This is a genomic window from Aminobacter sp. DSM 101952 (assembly GCF_001424795.1).
GTDB lineage: Bacteria > Pseudomonadota > Alphaproteobacteria > Rhizobiales > Rhizobiaceae > Aminobacter > Aminobacter aganoensis.
Genome location: NZ_LMCL01000030.1, coordinates 86,674 through 106,135, shown reverse-complemented (window position 1 = coordinate 106,135; position 19,462 = coordinate 86,674). Strand labels below are relative to the sequence as shown.

Here is a 19,462-nt window from a genome sequence, read left to right as displayed (position 1 = left end):
TGCCGCGCGATGTGAACGCCTCGTCAGGCGGCCATCCATGATGTCCTAACCGCTGCGGCAACCGTTCCGAGCGCTCCGGGATCGCTGACATTCAGGTCATTGGCATTGACCCCACTAGTGCTGACGCCTGTTGCAGGCTGGAAGCCCGCCATGGCCGCAACCAGGCTGTCGACCTTGGCGTAATTGAGAACCTGGCCGTCACCAGAACGGATCTTCTCAACCGTATGCGTGGTCGGAGCGGAGAACCACTGTTGCACGGTTACCTGATCGTCCGTGCCAAGTACATTGATCACCAGGTCGTTGCCTACCTTGCGGAACCAAAGTTCGTCCGCGTCTATTCCGGCACCGAAGGTCAGTTCGTCCTGCTCGCCAGCAACACCATTTTCAACGATGGTGTCCATGCCATGCCCAGCGCCGAAAACGTACTTGTCCGCACCAGCGCCTCCGACGAGAGTGTCGTTGCCGAGCCCGCCGATCAGGGTGTCATTGCCAGCTCCGCCTTCCAGACGCTCGTTGGCGGAGAGACCTAGCATGTACTCATTCGCTGCCGTACCTGTGATCGTGGCACCCAGACTGGCCGCGGCCCAGAATCTTTGCGAAGGACCGGCGCCAAACGACATGTGTTCGGCGTAACCCCCGACGGCATGCTGTATCGACGTGATGCTATCGGTAGTCGGTCCATTGGCGAACTTGACCTTGAGATCCTGACCGACCCATTCGAGCCTCAACTCGTCCAGCGCGATCGAGGTATCGAAAGCAATGGTCTCGTCGCCACCTCCCGTTCTCTTCTGCAACTGATTGGAGACGGTCTCCCAACGGTAGCCGTTGACCCAGTAGTTGACGGTACCGCCAGCGTTGACCCCAACCGCATTGGCCGCCGTAATATCGGCCTGAGTTACTGTGGCAAACGTGTAATCATCAATTGCATCGGCGCCGTCTCCACGGCGGTAAACATAGATGTCGTTTCCGGCCTGACCGTTCAGATAGTCGTCATCGCTGCCGCCGTGAAGCGTATCAATGCCATTGCCGCCAATCAGTATATCGTTGCCAGAACCACCATGCAGCCTGTCGTCGCCGTCACCTCCCTCAAGACGTTCGTTCCCTGAGAGGCCGAAAAGGTATTCCCCGACCGTGCTCCCAGCGAGCGTTCCATTTTGGACGGCCACGGCAAAATCTACTGCCGGTCCGCCCTCAAAAGCGAGATAGTTCTTGTGCGCGCTAACGCGTTGGTTGACAATTCTAATGCTGTCACCCACCGGGCCGGAGTCAAAAGCAATTAGAAGGTCATTTCCCGACCAAGAAAACTGGAGGTTAGTGGCAGAAATGGCGTTTCCGAAAGACAATGTCGCGGCGTCTGCCCCTGCCCATTTCTGAAGTTGGTCTGTCGCCGTATCCCAGCGATATCCGCTTATCCACGTATCTACGTACCCCCAAGAAGCAACGCCGGAATAACCAGCTATCTGTCTGTCTAGGAAGGTAGTGGACGCTAGGGCATAGTCATCAAAAGTATCGGCACCATCGCCCCTTCGATAGGAATACGTGTTGGTACCTTTTTGCCCATTAAGGTAGTCGTTTCCGGTTTCACCGCGCAGGAAATCGGCACCGTCACCTCCATACATGGTATCATCCCCGGCGCCGCCGAACAGAGTGTCATCTCCGCCCCCACCTTCAAGCCGCTCATTGCCGGAAAGTCCAAATAGATAATCCGCAGTAGTTCCTCCAATGATCGTTGCGCCAGAGGTCGACGCGACGTTGAAAGCAATCGCTGCCCCGCCTGCAACAACCACCTTGTTGAGTCCGCTCCCGATCGTTGCAACCAACTTATTGGCTGTTAGGTTCGCTATTGGTGCTGCGGCAATTTGCAGGTCCGATCCTACCCATGAGAAACTCAGATCCTCAAGCTTCAATGTTCCAGTCAGCGCAAGGGTCGCGGTAGCTTTGTCAGCAGTCAACGTGTAGGCAACCCTACCCATCGCGTCGACGCCGTTAACGACGCTTTTGGTTGCTCTGCCTGCAGCGTCGAGATCGACAACGGTATGAACAATCGAGCCGTCGATCTGCGTGGTCGCCGTTTCGATGTGTTCGTAGGTGCCGTTGTTGTCGCCGTCTTTGCTCAGCGTGCTTGCGCGCCCGTCCGCACTGACTGTAATGATACCTTTCGCGGCGACGGCACCCGCTGCATTTTTTTCGGTAATGCTGGTCACCACCGAGCCGTCGATTTGGACCTGCGAAACAGCCGAATACTCGAACCTGGTGAGGTCGAAGGTCGCTGTCGAGATATCGCCACCATTGCCATCGTAATCGGCAAGCATGGTGGTGGTCAGCCCGTCTGCACTCGTCGTTGACACCAAATTGTAGGCCGTCGACTGCCGCCAGTAGACTTCTCCCGGCAGAAGTCGAGCGACATCGCGGGCGACGGTAGTGGCATTGCGGGTCTTGCGTGTTATCCCACCGCTAATGTCTGTGGCGATGGTCTCGATGCGGTCGATCGCACCCGCGCCATCCATATTGTTGTTGATGGTCGTAAGGCGACCGTCAGCGCTCACAAAAGTGGTAACGCTGCTCTGCAGCAAGCCCGTAGCGACATTGGTATCGTTGGCGACAGTCTGACGCGATCCGTCACCAAAAAGGCTCTCGGTGGCAATGCGGCGCTGGTCGATCGTGCCGTTGCCGTCGAAGTCCCACTCGGAGGTTGTGACGAGAGCGTTGGCACTCACCGCGACCGTGGTTTCGCTGGCCTTGACACCAGTGACACCAAGGTTGGTGATCACTGTCTTCGACGTTCCGTCAACAAAGCCGGTCGTGGTCTCCATCTGATCCGTCGTCCCGTCGCCGTCGATGTCGCGCACGATCGACGTCGTGCGGCCGTCAGCGCTGGTGGTAGTCGTCTCCTTGTCTTGCAGGACGTTGGCCGCAGATTTTGTCTGGAGCGTTTCGACAAGAGTGCCATCGGCCAGTGCCAATCTAGTTGTTGTCTTGGTTCTGTCGACTCCGACCACGCCGTCAATATCTTCCTGGACGGTGGTCGATTTCCCATCGGCGCTAGTGACCGTGACAAACCGAGACAGTTGTGAGCCGTCACCCTTCAGGTTGGTTACGGCTCGTGTCTTCGTGCCATCGGCGTTGAAGGTAATGACGTCAGTGGCATCCTGGCTGAACGCGTCAGTGCCAAACGTGTCCCAACTGGTTGCCACTTCGAGCCCGTTGGCGCTTGTCGTGGTGACATACTGCTTTCTCAACACGCCGCTGTCGTATTCGGAGAGCGTTTGCGTTTCACTGCCGTCGCCAGCAAGGACAGTGCTGTCGGTTTGGGTAAGCTCATAGATACCGTCACCCGCGAGGTCCCATTCCCTGCTGGTGGCAAAGCCGTCACCGGAGGTTGTAGTGCGGGTTCGAGCACGCGATAAGACTGCGCCAGCAGTTGAATACTTGATGCTTTCGCTCGCCTCTACCCTGCTGCCGTCGGCGTTCAGAGTTGTGGCACGCGTGTCGCGTTGGGCCGTGTACTCTATCCCGGATGTCGAAGTCGTGTTGGCCATGTAGTCGTTGGTCGTCGAAAGTCCGTCCGCGGTGACCGTCGCAACCTTGCGGGTGCCCAAGGCTGTGGACCTTGCGCCCGACGAAGTCGTGATCAGACTTCCATTCTGCTGCTTCACGGATGTCACGGTCAGATCGACGGCTCCGTTGCCATCGACATCCTGGGTGATGGTGCTGGTCAGCTGATCGCTGCTGACGGTCTTCACCGTCTGGCTTTCCAGCGTGTCGTTGGCCTTTCGATAGGCGACCGTCTGGGTCGTGCTGCCATTGGCGTTGATGACGGTGGTGTCGGTCATCGAACGGCTGGTAGTGGTTCCCGAGGCCGCCCAAGCGGTCGACTTGGCCAGGCTATTGCCACTGACCGTGGTTGTTGTGCGGTTCTTGACTGAGCCGTCGCCATTGAACTCGTCAGCGACTTCGGTCCTGCTGCCATCAGCACCCAGCGCCGTTACAGACTGGTGCGAACGGTCGGTAATGCCATCGCCGTTGAGATCGACTGCAAGGCGCTTGGTTAGACCGTCGGCGCTGACAATGCTGAGGCTGCTCGAGGCAAGCGTACCGGTCGGACTGTAAGTCTCAACGATCTGCCGCGTCGATCCGTCATGGCCTTGAACCAGCGTGCTCTTCTCATCGATCACTGCGTCGCCGTTCAGATTGGTGACCTTCGTGACAACGCGCTTGTCGGCGCTTGTTGTCGTGACGGTTTCCGAAACCAGCCCGCCATTGCCGTTCTTGACCAGCACGGTGTCGGTCCTGGCGCCAGTTGCTGCATGCGTTGCGGTCGAAATCGTCATCCTGTCGTTGGTGCCGTTGCCGTCGAGATCTTCCTGGACCTCGACCGAAAGGCCGTTGGCGCTGGTAATGGTGGTTGCCTTGCCGATCAGCGCATTGGTGCCGGAAAGCTCACTGACGGTCCGTGTCTTCGAGCTGTCGGCATTGAAGATCGTGGCATCGGTAACCTTGCGCTCGACCGTGCCGTCGCCATTGGCGTCGACCTGTGTCTCAGCCTTGAAGCCATTGGCCGAAACCGTTGCGACCGTCCGCGACAAAAGCGTGCCGTTGCCTGCGAACTCGGACGTGGTCGTGGTGCGGCCGGCATCGGCATTGATGACGGTCTGCGCCTGGACGGAACCGTCGAACACGCCGTCGCCATTGATGTCGTCCTTGACGGTCGTCGTCAGACCATTGGCGCTGACGGTCGTCTCTGATGTCGCCCGAACCGTGCCGTTCGGATTGAAGTCCGTCTCTGTCAGACTCTTGCTGCCATCGACGTTGACGACACTGACGGTGGTGCGGTCGACCTTGGTATCGCCGTTGGCATCAACGGTGAGAGTGGTCGTCTTACGGTCGGCGCTGATCACCTCCTCGGTCCTGCCAAGCAGAGTGCCGTTGCCACTGGTTTCGGTGATTGTCTCCTTGCGGCTGCCATCGGCATTGAGCACCATCACCGACGCGGTCGTCTTGTCGACTGTGCCGTCGCCATTGATGTCTTCGCGCGCAGTCTGCGAGAGGCTGTCTGCCGTGGTCGTCGTGGCAATGCTGCCGATCAGCGTATTATTGGCGCTCAGCGTCCGCACTGTGCGGGTACGGCTCAGATCGACATTGGTCACGGTCACAACGGTGACAGTGAGGTCATCAGTGCCGTCGCCATTGATGTCGGTCCTGGTGGTGACAGAAAGCCCCGCTGTATCCGATTGCTCGAGCAGCCGTGACTTCAAAGTGCCGTTCGGGTTGAACAGGCTGGTGGTGGCCGCCGTTGCACCCGCTGCATCGACCAGGATGGTCTTTGTCGAGTCCGTAACGCCATCGCCGTTGGCATCCGTTGTGATACTTATTGCCTTGGCATCCGCGCTGGTGATCCGAACGGTCCTGCCGAGCAGTGCTCCATTGTTGGCTGTGTCCTGGACGGTCTGTGTGCGACTGCCGTCGGAAGCGACAACGCTGACATCGGAAGAGGTGACGTCGGTCGTGCCGTTGCCGTCGAGGTCGGCCGCTTCAACGGTGCTGAGGCCATTGGCGCTCTTGGTGGTGACCGAACTGCCGCGGACGGTGTTGTCAGCATTGTAGGTGGTGACTGTGGTTACAGTTGCCCCGGCCGCGTCGGTGGTCACGACACTTTCGACACGAGTCTCGAACTGACCGTTGCCGTTGGCGTCGACCTGGGCCGTTTTGGTCTTGCCGTCTGCGCTGGTGATCTCGGCCTCGTTGGCGACCAGCGTGCTGTTGCTGCTGCGTGTCTCTGATGTCTTCGTCCTGGTCCCATTGGCGGCGATGACTGTGGTCTCGGTCTCAACGAGTTCGTAGGTGCCGCTTCCGGTCGAGTCCGTGCGCACGACTTCGATCAGGCCGTCGGCGCTTGACGTGGTCTCAACCTTCCTCAGAACGGCACCATTAAGCGCGAACTGCGTCACCGTGGTTGTCGAAGAGCCGTCGGCGATCTTCACATAGGTCTGGGTCTGGTCATTGATGCCGTCCCCGTCCTGGTCGACATAAGTCGTTACCGTCTTGCGGTCCGCGCTTGTAATGATGGTCGTCCGGTTGAGAAGCGCTCCATCTGCGGCATAATTGGAAATCGTCCTTGTGCGGGTGCGGTCGACAACATCGGCCGTGCCCCAGTGCGAACCTGGCGCATGACCGGAGGCCGCCACGATGTCGGCAATAGAAAGCGCAGGGCCGCTGCCGAATTTGAGATATTCAACGTTCTGGAATTGGACCGCATCGCCCGTGGAGACCCGAGTAACGGTAAAATTGACGCCCTGTCCTTCGATCCGATAGTCGATCACGTCTCCCACAAAGACGATTGTGTCGATTCCAGCGCTGCCATCGACGTAATTGCCCGAACCGCCCGTGAACAAAATAGTGTCCCCGTGTGCCGTTCCCCAGAATGCGTTGCTGTTCCCAGTGCCGATCGACAATGGCGCCCCAGGGACCTGCTCGTGAATGAAACACCATTTCTGTTCATCGGCAAACCAGATGCTGTCGATGCCGATTAACGTATCGACACCATAAACAGGATTGGAAACAGTGATCGAGCCGTCGTTGTTCAAGGTGAATGTATAGTCGGCGGCATATCCGTCGTAGGTGACCTGTGTATTGCCTGATTCACCAATCAAATAATCATTGCCCGCGCCCCCTTTCACACTGTCATTGTCGCCGCCGCGGATCACGTCGTCGCCGGCAGTGCCGACCAAGAAGTCGCCCCCAGGCGTTCCGACGATATCCGTAGGGCTGACAGGAGGAATGTACGGCAGTGGGGCGACGGTGCCGGCCTGGAAGGGGGCTGCCTGCCGCAATGTCTCGACCTGCGAGCGGTCCCAGGTGCCGTTGCCATCGTCGTCGAATTGGGTGGTCTTGGTCAGACCGTCGGCACTGGTGACAATGGTATTGCGGAAGGCGACCTGGCCTTCCTTGTCGTAACCGTCGATGGCGAGAGTAGTTGAACCGTCGGCATTGTTGGTGGTCGTGCGCTTGATGACATAGCCATTGACATCCGATACGAGGACGGCATCCCCCACGGCCCCTGTCGAACCGTCCGACTTGGTGTAGACGGTGGTCCCTGTCACCGCCGAACCGTCATCAAAACGCTGGCCGCTGCCAGTCGGCGTAAGGTCGATCGAGACGATGCCCAACGAGGCAAGCGTCACTAGCTGGCCGTCGACCATGACCTTGAAGTCGTTCCAGCGTGCGTCGCCCGCGTCGAGCTTGCCGTTGCCATTGGTGTCGAACACGCTCCTGATCGCTGCAAGGTCGCCCGTTGCCGTCGCGTCCCATTCGGTGAAGACGAACTCGCTCGAGCGGCTGATCTTGCCGTCGCCATCGGCATCGATGACCAGTACGCCTGTGCCTTTGCCGGCCCAGGCCGTGCGATGCTGGTAGCCATCACCTTTGAGATCGAGGAACTGCGATGAGGTCGAGATGGTGTCAACCGTGATGCCATTCCCGGCTATGTCGAGCAGCACAGGCTGGCTGCCAATGCCGCGACCGCCCATTCCACGATCTGGGCTGCCGTATCCACCATTTCTGTCGTACGTATCGCGGCTTTTGTTGCCGCCTTGCGTCGCACGCTCGCGGCCACCGCCGCCACCGCCTGAGCCTCCGCTGATGCCACTGGATGAGTTGGGTGACCGGCCGCTACTGCCGCCTTGCGTCGCACGCTCGCGTCCGCCTCCGCCACCTCCCGTGCCGCCGCTGGGTGTGCGATCGCGAGAAGTGTCTCGATCGCGGTCGCGCATGGTGTCGTACGGATTGCGAGAAATCGTTGGCTCGCGACGGGATCTCTCGTTCTGAGTAGACTCCGATCTCAAGCCATTTGGCGAAACTCCGGCGACACGGTCGGCCGCTCGAGGATCTGCTGGGCGGTTGTTCCCAAACGGCGTGTCGTGCGTTGGGCGCGGGCTCGGCGAAGACGGCTTCGCCATGTCGCGATCATCTTTGTCTTTGCCAGGGAGTCTCCCGCCAGTCATTCCCTTGTTACGTTCGTCCCTCTCCTCAGGAGAGAGGCCACCTGTATTTGGAGTTGAATCCCAAGGGCGGCTTTTCATGTAGTCAGCTACTGTCAAGCCGTAGTAGGTTACCCGTTGGTATCCTAAGCCTTGGAAAAGACTAGCGATTGCCTGAGGGGTTGGGATTGCCAAACGCTTCGCTATTTCAGAAAGCACCTTGGCCGTGACGCGAATATTCTGCTGCGGATTGTTGGCTAAGGTCGAAGGTGTTGTTCCCGGAATGATATCGGACCACCGTGCTTGTACATTACCGGGAAGGTACGAGCCTTTTACGAAATCAGGAGCAAGAAGATCCTTCCAGCTATGGGAATTCTCGGTGTACACGACGGCACTTAGAAGATCTTTGCTTATGTTGAATTCACGAGCGGCCATTTCGATGGAATTTATATTATTGTTGACCGCGCTTTGGCCGAGGCTTGGTACCGAATACCAGGCTCCGGCTCTCGATGTCATTCGTGTTCCATTCTCATAGTATCCGACATCAAGCGAGTTGAAGCTAAACGTAACCTTGGCGTCGCGCATTATCTCGTTGAATCGTTCTAAGTCTCTTTCAAGGAGTGAGCTTCCCATGGCTGTAATCCTGTTGTTGGATATCTACCTTATTCTCGACTTTAGGAATAGAGCTGCTATTGAAATGACTAAGACTGTCGGCAATGACGTATATATATTCAGAATAATTGTCCATTTTATCCAATTCATAGCAAATAAAATATAACTAGACTCTCTTAGAATAATGAACTCCCTGTCCATATCGTATGAAGAGTACAAGAAGATAAAGATAACTATATTTATTGCAATAACTAACGATATTGCCGCGAAGAAAAGCGCTTTAGAGTATATCATTCTTTTTTGTCGCGGGTCACCGTTCGTTGAAGGCTTCATCTTTTATCTCCATTAACGGATCGAGCAAGAACTGCAGTATCCGCCTGCTGCCAGTCTTGATTTCTGCCGTTATCGACATTCCTGGAGTAACGGCTACGTCTTCGCCATCGGCACGAATTGAGCTTTGATCTAGCTTGATACGAATAGGAAACACTAGTGGCCCCGATGTGCCTTGGGCTGTGCCGCCGCCGGTCCCTGCGGTAGCACCAGCCGAAATGGCATCGTTGGAAACCGTAGTCACCTGGCCGTCGAGTGTTCCGTAGCGAGTAAAGGGGAAGGCCTCGAGCTTGATGCGGGCTTCCTGGCCCTCGCGAACGAAACCTTTGTCCTTGTTGAGCAACATCGCCTCGATCTCGAGTTCGGTGCTGTCTGGCACGACTACCATCAGCTGCTGCCCGGTCTGTACGACATCACCTGAGATACCGACCTCGACCTGCTGGACGCGGCCGGCGACAGGAGAGGCGAGAACACTCGCACGCTCGAACAGCTCGGCCTTAGCCAAATCCTGGCGCAGGATGCCGATGCTGCGGTCGATTTCAATCAGCTCGTTTGTCATCCGATCGAGATAAGCTTCCCTTCGCTCGTGCTTGCGAGCGGCGAGCGAGCCCAACGTCGCTTCCAACTCGGCGATGCGGCCTTCGTCGGCCACGACCGCCATCAGCTGGTCCTGTTCGCCTTGGCGAGCGGCAATTGTTTCCGACTTCACGCCCACCCCACGCTTCTCGAGTTCCACGTAAATGGCGAGGTTCGCGAAGAAGAAGGAAGCCGACACCTTCGCGGCCACGGCCAAGGTCGAGGTGCGCGAGGGAACCCACGTCGCCGACAGCGCCAGCGCCACGGTCAAGCAGGCTGGTACTTTCTGGATCGCCAGCGCTGAGGGCGCAGGCTTGGAGCGCACGACCGTCGACAGCTACCGATCCCACCTAGATCTGCACATTGTGCCGTTCATCGGGGAGATGAAGCTATCGGCCCTGAACATCCCGACGGTGCGGTCCCTCGAAGACGATTTGCGCGGCGCCGGCCGATCGCCAGCAATGGTGCGGAAGGTGCTGGTCAGCCTTGGCTCGCTGCTCGCCGATGCGCAGGAGCGTGGCCTAACTGCCCGGAATGTCGTGCGAGACATTCGGGGCCGACGCAACGGTGGCGAGCGTCGCCAGGAGAAGCGCCAGAAGGGCAAGCTGAAGGTTGGGGAAGACATTCCGACCAGAGACGAGGTCAAGGCCCTCGTCGGCGCCCTGGAGGGCCGCTGGCGGCCGTTGCTGCTGACGGCGATATTCACAGGTCTTCGCGCGTCGGAACTTCGCGGCTTACGATGGAAGGATGTCGACCTCGACAAGCGCGAGATCCACGTCCACCAGCGGGCGGACCGCTTCAACACCATTGGTAAGCCCAAGTCCATTTCGGGAGAGCGCACTGTGCCGGCGCCTCCGATCGTCATCAACACCCTGCGCGAGTGGAAGCTGATCTGCCCGAAGCGTGAGACCGGGAAGGTGGACGCCGACGGCAACAAGGCGGCGGTGCTCGATCTGGTGTTCCCGAATGGTCAAGGGAAGGTCGAGCAGTTGAACAACATCGTCCGTCGAGGTGTACAGCCTGCCGAGGTGAAGGCAGGCATTTCGGTCGACACTGGCGAGGTTGACAACAAGGGGGAGCCGATCCTGGAAGCCAGGTACAAGGGGCTCCATGCACTTCGCCACTTCTACGCGTCGTGGTGCATCAACCGCCAGGCCGACGGAGGCCTAGGACTGCCGCCCAAGGTGGTGCAGGAACGTATGGGGCATTCGTCCATCACCATGACCATGGACGTCTATGGACACCTGTTCCCACGGGGCGATGACGCCGAAGAATTGGCCGCGGCCGAGGCAGCGCTCCTATCTTGACGCGACATAGACGCGACATGACGTCGAAAAACTGAATATTTTCAATACGTGAATTCGGATTGTGGATCCGGAGGTCGGTGGTTCGAGCCCACCCAACCGTACCATTCTCCTTTCCCGACATCATCGCGAGCGGCCAGGCCAGGTTTTCCTGCCGGCGTTGCGCGTCAGCCGATCTTCCTCGCAATGGCTCGTCCCTCCGGCAGCACGATTCGGACCGCGCACCCTTTCCACGAATCGCCGCCGGGCAGCCGGCAGCAACGCACGAAACAGAAAACGGCGCGCCTCGGTCGAAGCGTGCCGTTTTTTTGTTTCCGAGGACGAATGTATCGTCGCGGCGATTGTTACTGGCAGGGGGCCAGGTAGGTCACCGGCCTGCCGTTGCGGTCGTACATCGGGCGGCCACGGTTGTCGTACTGGTGGTAGCGGCATTCGCCGGGAGCGGTGCCCGCGCCGATCATGGCGCCGGCGAGACCGCCGATGACCGCGCCCGCCACGGTTGCGCCGGTGTTGCCGCCGATGGCCTGGCCGACCAGGGCGCCGCCGACCGCACCCACCGCACCGCCGCCAACGGCACGTTCTTGCGGGGTGTTACAGGCCGTAGCGGCCAATGCGACGAAAGACAAAACTGCAGCCGTAGCGAGAAAACGCGTCATTACCCCTACTCCTCAAAGTTGATCGCCATGACGCTATCACGGCGACTTTGGCTTATCCAGCGACACACCCTTGGAAAGGTTACCCTTTTCGGGTTCTCCCAAAGATCAGCAGATGCTTGCGGACCGGCCGGTCGACTGCGACCGCCGCATGTTCCGAGTCCATCTTCACCTGAAAGAGTCCGGATCTGTTGGCCGTGCCGCCAACCGACAATTCCGTCTTGCCATCGATACTCAAGACAAATCCAAATCTACCGGATGCATAAAATCTTCAGCATGGACTTTATCCTTCGTTCGATCATCACGTCATCTTATGGTGACTTCGATTGGAGATAGAAATGAGAATATTTTACCTCGCAGCCGCCATGTTGATCGCATCGAACGCAGTTTCATGGGCGCAGACGATGCCAATGAGAGGCGGTCGCGCGCCCGACGGGTACATCGCCTTGTCATCGAACATCACGATTTCCATGCCGTTCGACAAGTCGCAGGACATCGAAGCGCAGCAAAAGGCGGCGGTAGAGTCCGTCTACCGGATGATCAAGAACAGTTGCGAACTCGTCGTCGAGGCATTTGCCGAGAGCTGTGAAATCACGGGCGTCAGCAGCAGCGTCAACATGAGCAACCGAAACGACCGCGACATGTCCGTGACCGTCAGCGGCCAGGTGCAGATGGTGGCCAAGCCGAGAGCCGTCACCGCCCCCAATCCCTGAGCGAGGAGAGGACCGCCGCGGGGCCGCCGGGAACAGCGCTGCCTACCCCCGCTGCGCGGCCTGCTCGTCGCGCAGGCGCTGGACTTCGCGACGCTTGTTGACCAGCGAGGCGGCGATGACGCCAATGGCGACGATGCCGATCAGGATGGTGCAGGCGGCGTTGATCTCAGGCGTCACTCCGAGCCGGACCTGGCTGTAGATCTTCATCGGCAGCGTGGTCGCGCCCGGCCCCGAGGTGAAGCTCGAGATCACCAGATCGTCGATGGAGAGCGTGAAGGCCAGCATCCAGCCGGAAATGATTGCCGGCAGGATGACCGGCAGCGTGATCTGGAAGAAGGTCTTGACCGGCGGGGCGCCGAGATCCATCGCCGCCTCTTCGAGCGAGCGGTCGAAGGTGACCAGCCGCGACTGCACCACCACGGCCACGAAACACATCGAAAAGGTGATGTGGGCGAGCGTGAGCGTGAAGAAGCCGCGATCGAGGCCGACGGCGACGAACAGCAAAAGCAGCGACAGGCCGGTGATGACCTCGGGCATGACCAGCGGGGCGAACACCATGCCCGAAAACAGCACCCTGCCGCGGAAACGGGTGTAGCGGGTGAGCGCCAGGGCGGCGAGCGTGCCGAGCACGGTCGCCAGGGTCGCCGAGACCAGGCCGACGCGGATGGTGACCCAAGCGGCGTCCATCAGGCCCTGATTGTTGAACAGCGAGACATACCACTTGGTCGAGAACCCGCCCCAGACGGTGACCAGCTTCGATTCGTTGAAGGAGAAGATGACCAGCAGCACGATCGGCAGATAGAGGAAGGCAAATCCCAGCACGATGGCCGTGATGTTGAAACGGCTCCAGCTCGCGTTCATGTCAGCGCCCCTCTTCCTGGGCGCGCGCCTGCGCCTGCTGGAAGAACATGATCGGCACGACCAGCAAAAGCAGCAGGATGACGGCCACCGCAGACGAAACCGGCCAGTCGCGATTGGCGAAGAACTCGTTCCACAACGTCTTGCCGATCATGAGCGTCTGCGAGCCGCCGAGCAGGTCGGGGATGACGAACTCGCCGACCGCCGGGATGAAGACCAGCAGGCATCCGGCGATGACGCCGGGCAGCGACAGCGGGAACGTGATCTTCCAGAAGGCCGAAATCGGCGGACAGCCGAGGTCCTGCGCCGCCTCGATCAGCGAATAGTCCATCTTCTCCAGCGCCGAATAGAGCGGCAGGATCATGAACGGCAGGTAGGAGTAGACGATGCCGATGAAGATCGCCGTATGGGTGTTGAGGATGACCAGCGGCTGGTCGATGATGCCGGTGCCGAGCAGCATCTGGTTGAGCAGCCCCTCGGGCTTGAGGATGCCGATCCAGGCGTAGACTCGGATCAGGAAACTGGTCCAGAACGGCAGGATCACCAGCATCAAAAGCGTCGGCCGGATCGTCGCCGGGGCGCGGGCCATGCCATAGGCGATGGGATAGCCGACCAGCAGCGCGAGGAACGTCGAGATGGCTGCGATGACCACGCTCGATACGTAGGCGTTGAAGTAGAGCGCGTCCTGGGTCAGCCACAGGTAATTGTCGAAGCTGAACTCGCCGATCTGCGACATCAGCCCCGAAAAGCCGTCGGCGAGGCCAAGGACCGGGGTGTAGGGCGGCATGGCGATCGCCGTCGTCGACAGCGATATCTTGAAGACGATGACGAACGGAATGAGGAAGAAGAACAGCAGCCAGAGATAGGGAACGAGGATGACGAGGCGGTTGGTGATGGCGGACAGGGCGCGCGTCATATCTCCACCTATCGCGTCAGAACGACGCCGGCGTCGTTGCGGAAGGAAATCCACGCCTTGTCGTCCCAGCTCAGCGGATCCTCGGTGCCGCGCGTCGCATTGAGCGAGCTTGCCTTGACCACCTGGCCATTGCCGAGCTGGACGTGGAAGATGGTCATGTCGCCGAGATAGGCGATGTCGTAGACCTCGCCTTCCAGGACATTGTCGCCGCCCTCGGGCTTCTTCGACGAGACCTTGATCTTCTCCGGCCGGATGGCGAAGGTCACCTCGGTTCCCGCCGGCGCGTCGCCGGCATTGGCGGTACGGATCGTGACGCCATTGGCGCTGGCGATGGTGGCGCCGGCGCCGTCACGCTCGGCGACCTTGCCCTCGAACATGTTGATGTTGCCGACGAAGTCGGCGACGAAGCGCGAGCCCGGCGCCTCGTAGACCTCGGCCGGCGTCGCCACCTGCATCACCTCGCCCTTGTCGAGGATGGCGATGCGGTCGGCCATGGTCATGGCCTCTTCCTGATCGTGGGTGACGACGACGAAGGTCAGGCCGAGCGTCTGCTGCAGGTCCATCAATTCGAACTGGGTTTCCTCGCGCAGCTTCTTGTCGAGCGCGCCGAGCGGCTCGTCGAGCAGCAGCACCTTGGGCCGCTTGGCGACGGCGCGGGCAAGCGCGACGCGCTGGCGCTGGCCGCCCGAAAGCTGGTGCGGCTTGCGCTTGGCGAACTGGCTGAGCTTGACCAGCTTGAGCATCTCGGCGACGCGCGTGTCGATATCGGCCTTGGCCATGCCGTCCTGCTTGAGGCCGAAGCCGATGTTCTGCTCGACCGTCATGTGCGGGAACAGCGCATAGGACTGGAACATCATGTTGACCGGTCGCCGGTAGGGCGGAATGCCGCGCAGGTCCTGGCCGTCGAGCAGGATCTGGCCCGACGTCGGCTCCTCGAAGCCGGCGAGCATGCGCAGCAAGGTCGACTTGCCACAGCCCGAAGCGCCGAGCAGCGCGAAGAACTCGCGCTCATAGATCGACAGCGACAGGTTGTTGACGGCCGTGAAGTCGCCGAAACGCTTGGTGACGTTCTTGAACTGGATGTAGGGCTTGGCGTCAGGCTGGTTCCAGGGCGCAAACTCCCTGCGGATGTTGCCGAGCGATTTCATGGTCCCCTCCGTCCCCTTGCCCCGAAGCCAAATCCCGGCGCCAGAGGCGCCGGGATAGCCGTGGACCGTTATTGTCCCGTGACGATCTTGGTCCAGCTGCGGGTGACCGTGCGCTGGGTCTTGGGATCGTAGGGCGCGACGGTGAACAGCTTCGCCAGCATGGCATCGTCCGGATAGATCGCCGGATCCTCGATGATGTCCTTTTCGAGCAGAGGCTGTGCCGCCTTGTTGCCGTTGGCGTAGTAGACATAGTTGGACGCCTTGGCCGCGACCTCGGGCTTCATCATGTAGTTGATGAACTCGTGCGCTTCGGCGACGTGCTGTGCGTCGGCCGGAATCGCCATCTGGTCGAACCACATCTCGGCACCTTCCTTGGGCACGACGTAATCGACGACGACACCCTGGTCCGCCTCGGCGGCGCGGTCACGCGCCTGGAACACGTCGCCCGACCAGCCGACAGCCAGGCAGATGTCGCCGTTGGCGAGCGCGTTGATGTATTCCGACGAGTGGAACTTGCGGATCGACGGCCTGATCTTGAGCAGGGCTTCTTCCGCCTTGTTCAGGTCATCGAGCGCCGTCGACTGCGGATTGAGGCCGAGATAGTTCATCGTCGTCGGGAAGATGTCGGTCGGCGAATCGAGGACGTAGACGCCGCAATCGGCGAGCTTGGCCAGTTGCTCGGGATTGAAGACCACGTCCCAGCTGTCGATCTTGTCGATGCCGAGCGCTTCCTTGACCTTCTTTTCGTTGTAGCCGATGCCGACCGTGCCCCACATGTAGTTGACCGAGTATTCGTTGCCCGGATCGTAGGCGGCGGTGCGCTGGCTGACGACGTCCCACATGTTGGCGAGGTTCGGCAGCTTGGACTTGTCGAGCTTCTGGTAGACGCCGGCCTGGATCTGGCGCGCCATGAACGGGCTGGCCGTCGGGACAACCACGTCGTAGCCGCTGCCGCCGGCGAGCAGCTTGGTCTCGAGAATCTCGTTGGAATCATAGACGTCGTAGACGACCTTGATGCCGGTCTCCTTGGTGAAGTCCTCGATGATCGAGGAATCGATGTAATCGGACCAGTTGTAGACGTTGACGACCCGCTCCTGGGCGTTGGATGCGGATGCGGTCGATACAACAGCGATCAAGGCTGACGCGGCGGTCAGCCAAAGCGCTCTACGGTTCATGGCAGTCTCCTTTCACGGACGCGCCCGTCCCGGCACATCCTGATCCTACAAAAATCGAGTGATGAAGGTAGCGCGCTCCCGCCGGCTCGCAGCTCGGCGCAAACGTTATGGCGATTTACAGCTGCGGACACCGAAGCCCCGGCAGTGGAACCTGGCAAGATACGCCTGTGTTGTTGTTACCCTCGGGGCTCAGCCTGCCCGCCGGACGGTAGCATTGTCAATGGCAAACAAGCCATCGCTCAGTCAGGCATGGGGACGCCCGTGACGCCCGGCCTTTGGGGCCGTGCCTGGCGCCTGAATTCCAAGGTCAGATGCACGAGCAGGGCGGAGAAGATGACGGCGCCGCCGACGATGGTGCGGGTCGACGGCACCTCGGCGTGGACGAGCCAGACCCAGATCGGGCCGAGCAGCGTCTCGAACGTTCCGATCAGCGCGGCAATGGCCGCCGGGATGAGCCTTGCGCCGGTGGCAAAGCAGGCGAGGCCGAGGCCGAGATTGAGCGCGCCGAAAGCGAACAGGAAACCCATGTCGCGCGGCGTCACCACAAACATCGACGCCTGCGAGGCGGCAAAGATCGCGGCGATCAGGGTGCCGAGGCAGGTGGCGGGGGTCATCCTGACATGGGCGAAACGGCGGGTGATGACGGTGGCAATGGAGAACGCCACGGCGATCAGCAAGGCGAGGCCGTCGCCAATGGGCGACACGGCGCCGTCGAGCGATTCGGAGACCATGATGGCGACGCCCGAGATGACCGCGAAGATCGCCACCCATGTCGCGGCGGCCACGCGTTCGCGAAACAATATCCAGGCAAACAGCGCCGCCAGCAGCGGTACACCGGCCTGCATCAGAAGGATGTTGGCGACGGTGGTGTAGCTCAGCGCCACGACGAACGAGGTCGAGGCGGTGGCAAAGCAGATCGCCACGAGCAGGCCGGGAATACCCATTTCGCGGAACAATCGCAGCGTGCCGCGCAGGCCGTCGCGCCAGGCCATGAAGGCCAGCAGGAAAGCAGCCGCCCAGAACGAGCGCCAGAACACCACGGTCCAGCTGTCGGAAGCCTCGATGAAGCGGGCAATGGCGCCGCCCAGGCTCCACATCAGCGCCGACAGGAAGACGAGCAACACGCCAATGCGCTGCTCGCCCGAGCTGCCGGTCGAGCCCGGTCGCGATGTCGTTGCCTGTTCGCTCATGCGTGCGTCCGTCGCCTCCCCTGGGCGTGATTGGACCGCACACGCCTGGCCACCGATAGCCGAGCGGCGATGGCTTGGCGAGGTCCAGAGCCCCTGTCTCATTAGGGCACTCGCATGAGCATCCGAGAAAGCCCCCGGCTTGGCAATTAAGCGCTTGACCTCAACTAAGCTTGAGGTTTTACAGACAGCGCTCCGACGCCCGCATTGAAACATGGAGCCACGCTGAAATGCCCCCGAAGACCAAGCTCGCCGTGATCTATGGCAGCGCCCGCCAGGGCCGCTTCTGCGACGTCGTGGCCAAATGGGTCGCATCCGAGATCCGCCGGCACGACCACTTCGCGCTCGAGCTTGTCGATCCCCGCGATCTCGGCCACAACCGCCACGATATCGCCGAACGTCTCGGCGATGCGGATGCCTTCATCATCGTGACGCCCGAATACAATCACGGCTACACCGCCGACCTCAAAGCGCTGATCGACGCCCACAGCGTCCAATGGCAGGCCAAGCCGCTTGCCTTCGTCTCTTATGGCGGCATCTCAGGTGGCCTGCGCGCCATCGAGCAGTTGCGGCTGGTCTTCGCCGAACTCCACGTCGTGGCAATACGCGACACGGTGAGCTTTGCCTTCGCCTCGAAGAAATTCGATGCCAGCGGCGCGCTGATCGAACCGGGCGAACCGCGCCGGGCGCTTGCCTTCCTGCTGGCACGCCTGCAGTGGTGGGCGATCAACCTGCGCGAGGCCCGCGCCAACACGCCCTACATAGAGGTAGCAGCATGACCATCGCCCAGCAGATCCAGGTCGCGACGACGACGCCGGTGCCGGAGCGCCATGCGGGCCGCAATGCGACCCTGTTGCTGGTCAGCTCGCTCACCATCATGTCGGGCGCGACCATCGCCCCCTCCTTGCCGGCGATCGAAAGCCATTTCGCGGGCAGCGCCAATGTCGAGATCCTGACCCGGCTCGTGCTCACCCTGCCGGCGCTGTTCATCGTGCTGTGCGCGCCTTTCGCAGGCGGGCTGGCCGACCGCTTCGGCCGGCGGCCGCTGCTGATCGTCACCGCGCTGCTCTATGGACTGAGCGGCATGTCGGGCCTGATGAGCGATTCGCTCATGGGGCTGCTGATCGGCAGGGCGCTGCTCGGCGTTGCGGTGGCCGGCATCATGACCACCGCAACCGCGCTTGTCGGCGACTATTTCAGCGGACCCGCCCGCGATCGCTTCATGGGCTACCAGTCGGCCTTCGTCGGCTTTGGCGGACTGTTGTTCCTGACCGGCGGCGGATTGCTGGCCGAGATGCACTGGCGCGCGCCCTTTGCCGTCTATGGTCTGTCGCTGCTGCTGATCCCGGCGGTGCTGGCCTTCATCAACGAGCCGGTTCGGGCTAGGCCGTCCGCCACCGTGGCATCCGCACCGGGCGGCGGCGGGACATTGTGGCTGGCCGTCATCGCCGTCTACGCCGCAGCGGCGATCAACAGCATCGCCTTCTACCTGCTGCCGACGCAGTTGCCGTTCCATCTCAACGCCATGGGCATCGGATCGCCCGCCGTGGCGGGACTGGCGATTGGCGTCGGCAATCTGGTGGGGGCGGTCGTCGCCCTGTCCTATGACCGGTTGCGCGCAAGGCTCCGGCTGACCGGCGTGTTCGGTCTCGCCTTCGGCCTGACGGCCGCCGGATATATCCTCCTTGGGTTGGCGGACACGCTCGCGCACGTGCTGGCGGCGGCCGGGGTGGTCGGCCTGGGACTCGGCATGATGATGCCCAACATCGCCGCCGCCGCCATGGCAGCGGCGGCTCCCGACATGCGCGGCCGCATCGCCGGGGGCATGACGGCAAGCGTCTTTGCCGGCCAGTTCATCTCGCCCTTCGTCAGCCAACCGATGATCGCAACGTTTGGATTCGCCGGCACGTACATCTACGCCGGGTTGGCCGTCGGCGGCATAGCGGTCATGGCCGCGATCGCCGCGCTGGTGCTCGGGCGGCGCGGCTGACCAGACCGGCCTCGGACCGAGGCG

General features: G+C 60.8%; 12 protein-coding genes. 4 read left to right on the top strand and 8 right to left on the bottom strand.

Annotated features, from left to right (window positions below; genetic code table 11):
• Window positions 1-23 precede the first annotated feature (23 nt).
• Window positions 24-8,609 (bottom strand): calcium-binding protein, encoded by an 8,586-nt coding sequence (locus ASC75_RS16975; RefSeq protein WP_156381299.1) that lies wholly within the window; start codon window positions 8,607-8,609, stop codon window positions 24-26.
• Between the two features lie 289 nt (window positions 8,610-8,898).
• On the bottom strand, window positions 8,899-9,693 hold the full coding sequence (locus ASC75_RS16970) for an HlyD family efflux transporter periplasmic adaptor subunit (protein WP_162244937.1): 795 nt from the start codon (window positions 9,691-9,693) through the stop codon (window positions 8,899-8,901).
• On the opposite strand from ASC75_RS16970, the gene ASC75_RS16965 reads away from it, so the two are divergent.
• Window positions 9,659-10,801: a site-specific integrase gene (locus ASC75_RS16965; protein ID WP_156381298.1), complete on the top strand. Its 1,143-nt coding sequence runs from the start codon at window positions 9,659-9,661 to the stop codon at window positions 10,799-10,801. The genes ASC75_RS16970 and ASC75_RS16965 overlap by 35 nt on opposite strands.
• Before the next feature lie 341 nt (window positions 10,802-11,142).
• On the opposite strand, the gene ASC75_RS16960 is transcribed toward ASC75_RS16965, so the two are convergent.
• The gene (locus ASC75_RS16960) at window positions 11,143-11,454 is read right to left on the bottom strand and encodes a hypothetical protein (RefSeq protein WP_055978048.1); all 312 of its coding nucleotides are present in this window, start codon (window positions 11,452-11,454) and stop codon (window positions 11,143-11,145) included.
• A 362-nt stretch (window positions 11,455-11,816) separates the two neighbouring features.
• On the opposite strand from ASC75_RS16960, the gene ASC75_RS16955 reads away from it, so the two are divergent.
• Window positions 11,817-12,164, top strand: coding sequence for a hypothetical protein (locus ASC75_RS16955; RefSeq protein WP_156381297.1), 348 nt, complete (start codon window positions 11,817-11,819; stop codon window positions 12,162-12,164).
• A 42-nt stretch (window positions 12,165-12,206) separates the two neighbouring features.
• Here ASC75_RS16955 and ASC75_RS16950 read toward each other — a convergent pair whose 3' ends face one another.
• The 5 genes from ASC75_RS16950 to ASC75_RS16930 all read right to left on the bottom strand — a co-directional run bounded on the left by ASC75_RS16950 (window position 12,207) and on the right by ASC75_RS16930 (window position 17,451).
• The gene (locus ASC75_RS16950; protein ID WP_055978045.1) at window positions 12,207-13,025 is read right to left on the bottom strand and encodes an ABC transporter permease subunit; all 819 of its coding nucleotides are present in this window, start codon (window positions 13,023-13,025) and stop codon (window positions 12,207-12,209) included.
• 1 nt (window position 13,026) lies between these two features.
• Complete coding sequence (locus ASC75_RS16945; protein ID WP_055978043.1) at window positions 13,027-13,938, bottom strand: ABC transporter permease subunit; 912 nt, start codon at window positions 13,936-13,938, stop codon at window positions 13,027-13,029.
• Window positions 13,939-13,946: 8 nt separating this feature from the next.
• A complete protein-coding gene (locus ASC75_RS16940; RefSeq protein WP_055978040.1) occupies window positions 13,947-15,086 on the bottom strand; it encodes an ABC transporter ATP-binding protein in 1,140 nt (379 codons plus the stop codon).
• A 68-nt stretch (window positions 15,087-15,154) separates the two neighbouring features.
• Complete coding sequence (locus ASC75_RS16935; RefSeq protein WP_055978038.1) at window positions 15,155-16,261, bottom strand: polyamine ABC transporter substrate-binding protein; 1,107 nt, start codon at window positions 16,259-16,261, stop codon at window positions 15,155-15,157.
• A gap of 239 nt (window positions 16,262-16,500) precedes the next feature.
• Complete coding sequence (locus ASC75_RS16930; RefSeq protein WP_055978036.1) at window positions 16,501-17,451, bottom strand: DMT family transporter; 951 nt, start codon at window positions 17,449-17,451, stop codon at window positions 16,501-16,503.
• Window positions 17,452-17,678: 227 nt separating this feature from the next.
• Between ASC75_RS16930 and ASC75_RS16925 the strand changes: the two genes are divergently transcribed.
• Together ASC75_RS16925 and ASC75_RS16920 are read left to right on the top strand one after the other, a co-directional pair.
• A complete protein-coding gene (locus ASC75_RS16925) occupies window positions 17,679-18,227 on the top strand; it encodes an NAD(P)H-dependent oxidoreductase (protein ID WP_055978034.1) in 549 nt (182 codons plus the stop codon).
• On the top strand, window positions 18,224-19,438 hold the full coding sequence (locus ASC75_RS16920) for an MFS transporter (protein ID WP_082496639.1): 1,215 nt from the start codon (window positions 18,224-18,226) through the stop codon (window positions 19,436-19,438). Before ASC75_RS16925 ends, ASC75_RS16920 begins: the two co-directional genes overlap by 4 nt.
• Window positions 19,439-19,462 lie beyond the last annotated feature (24 nt).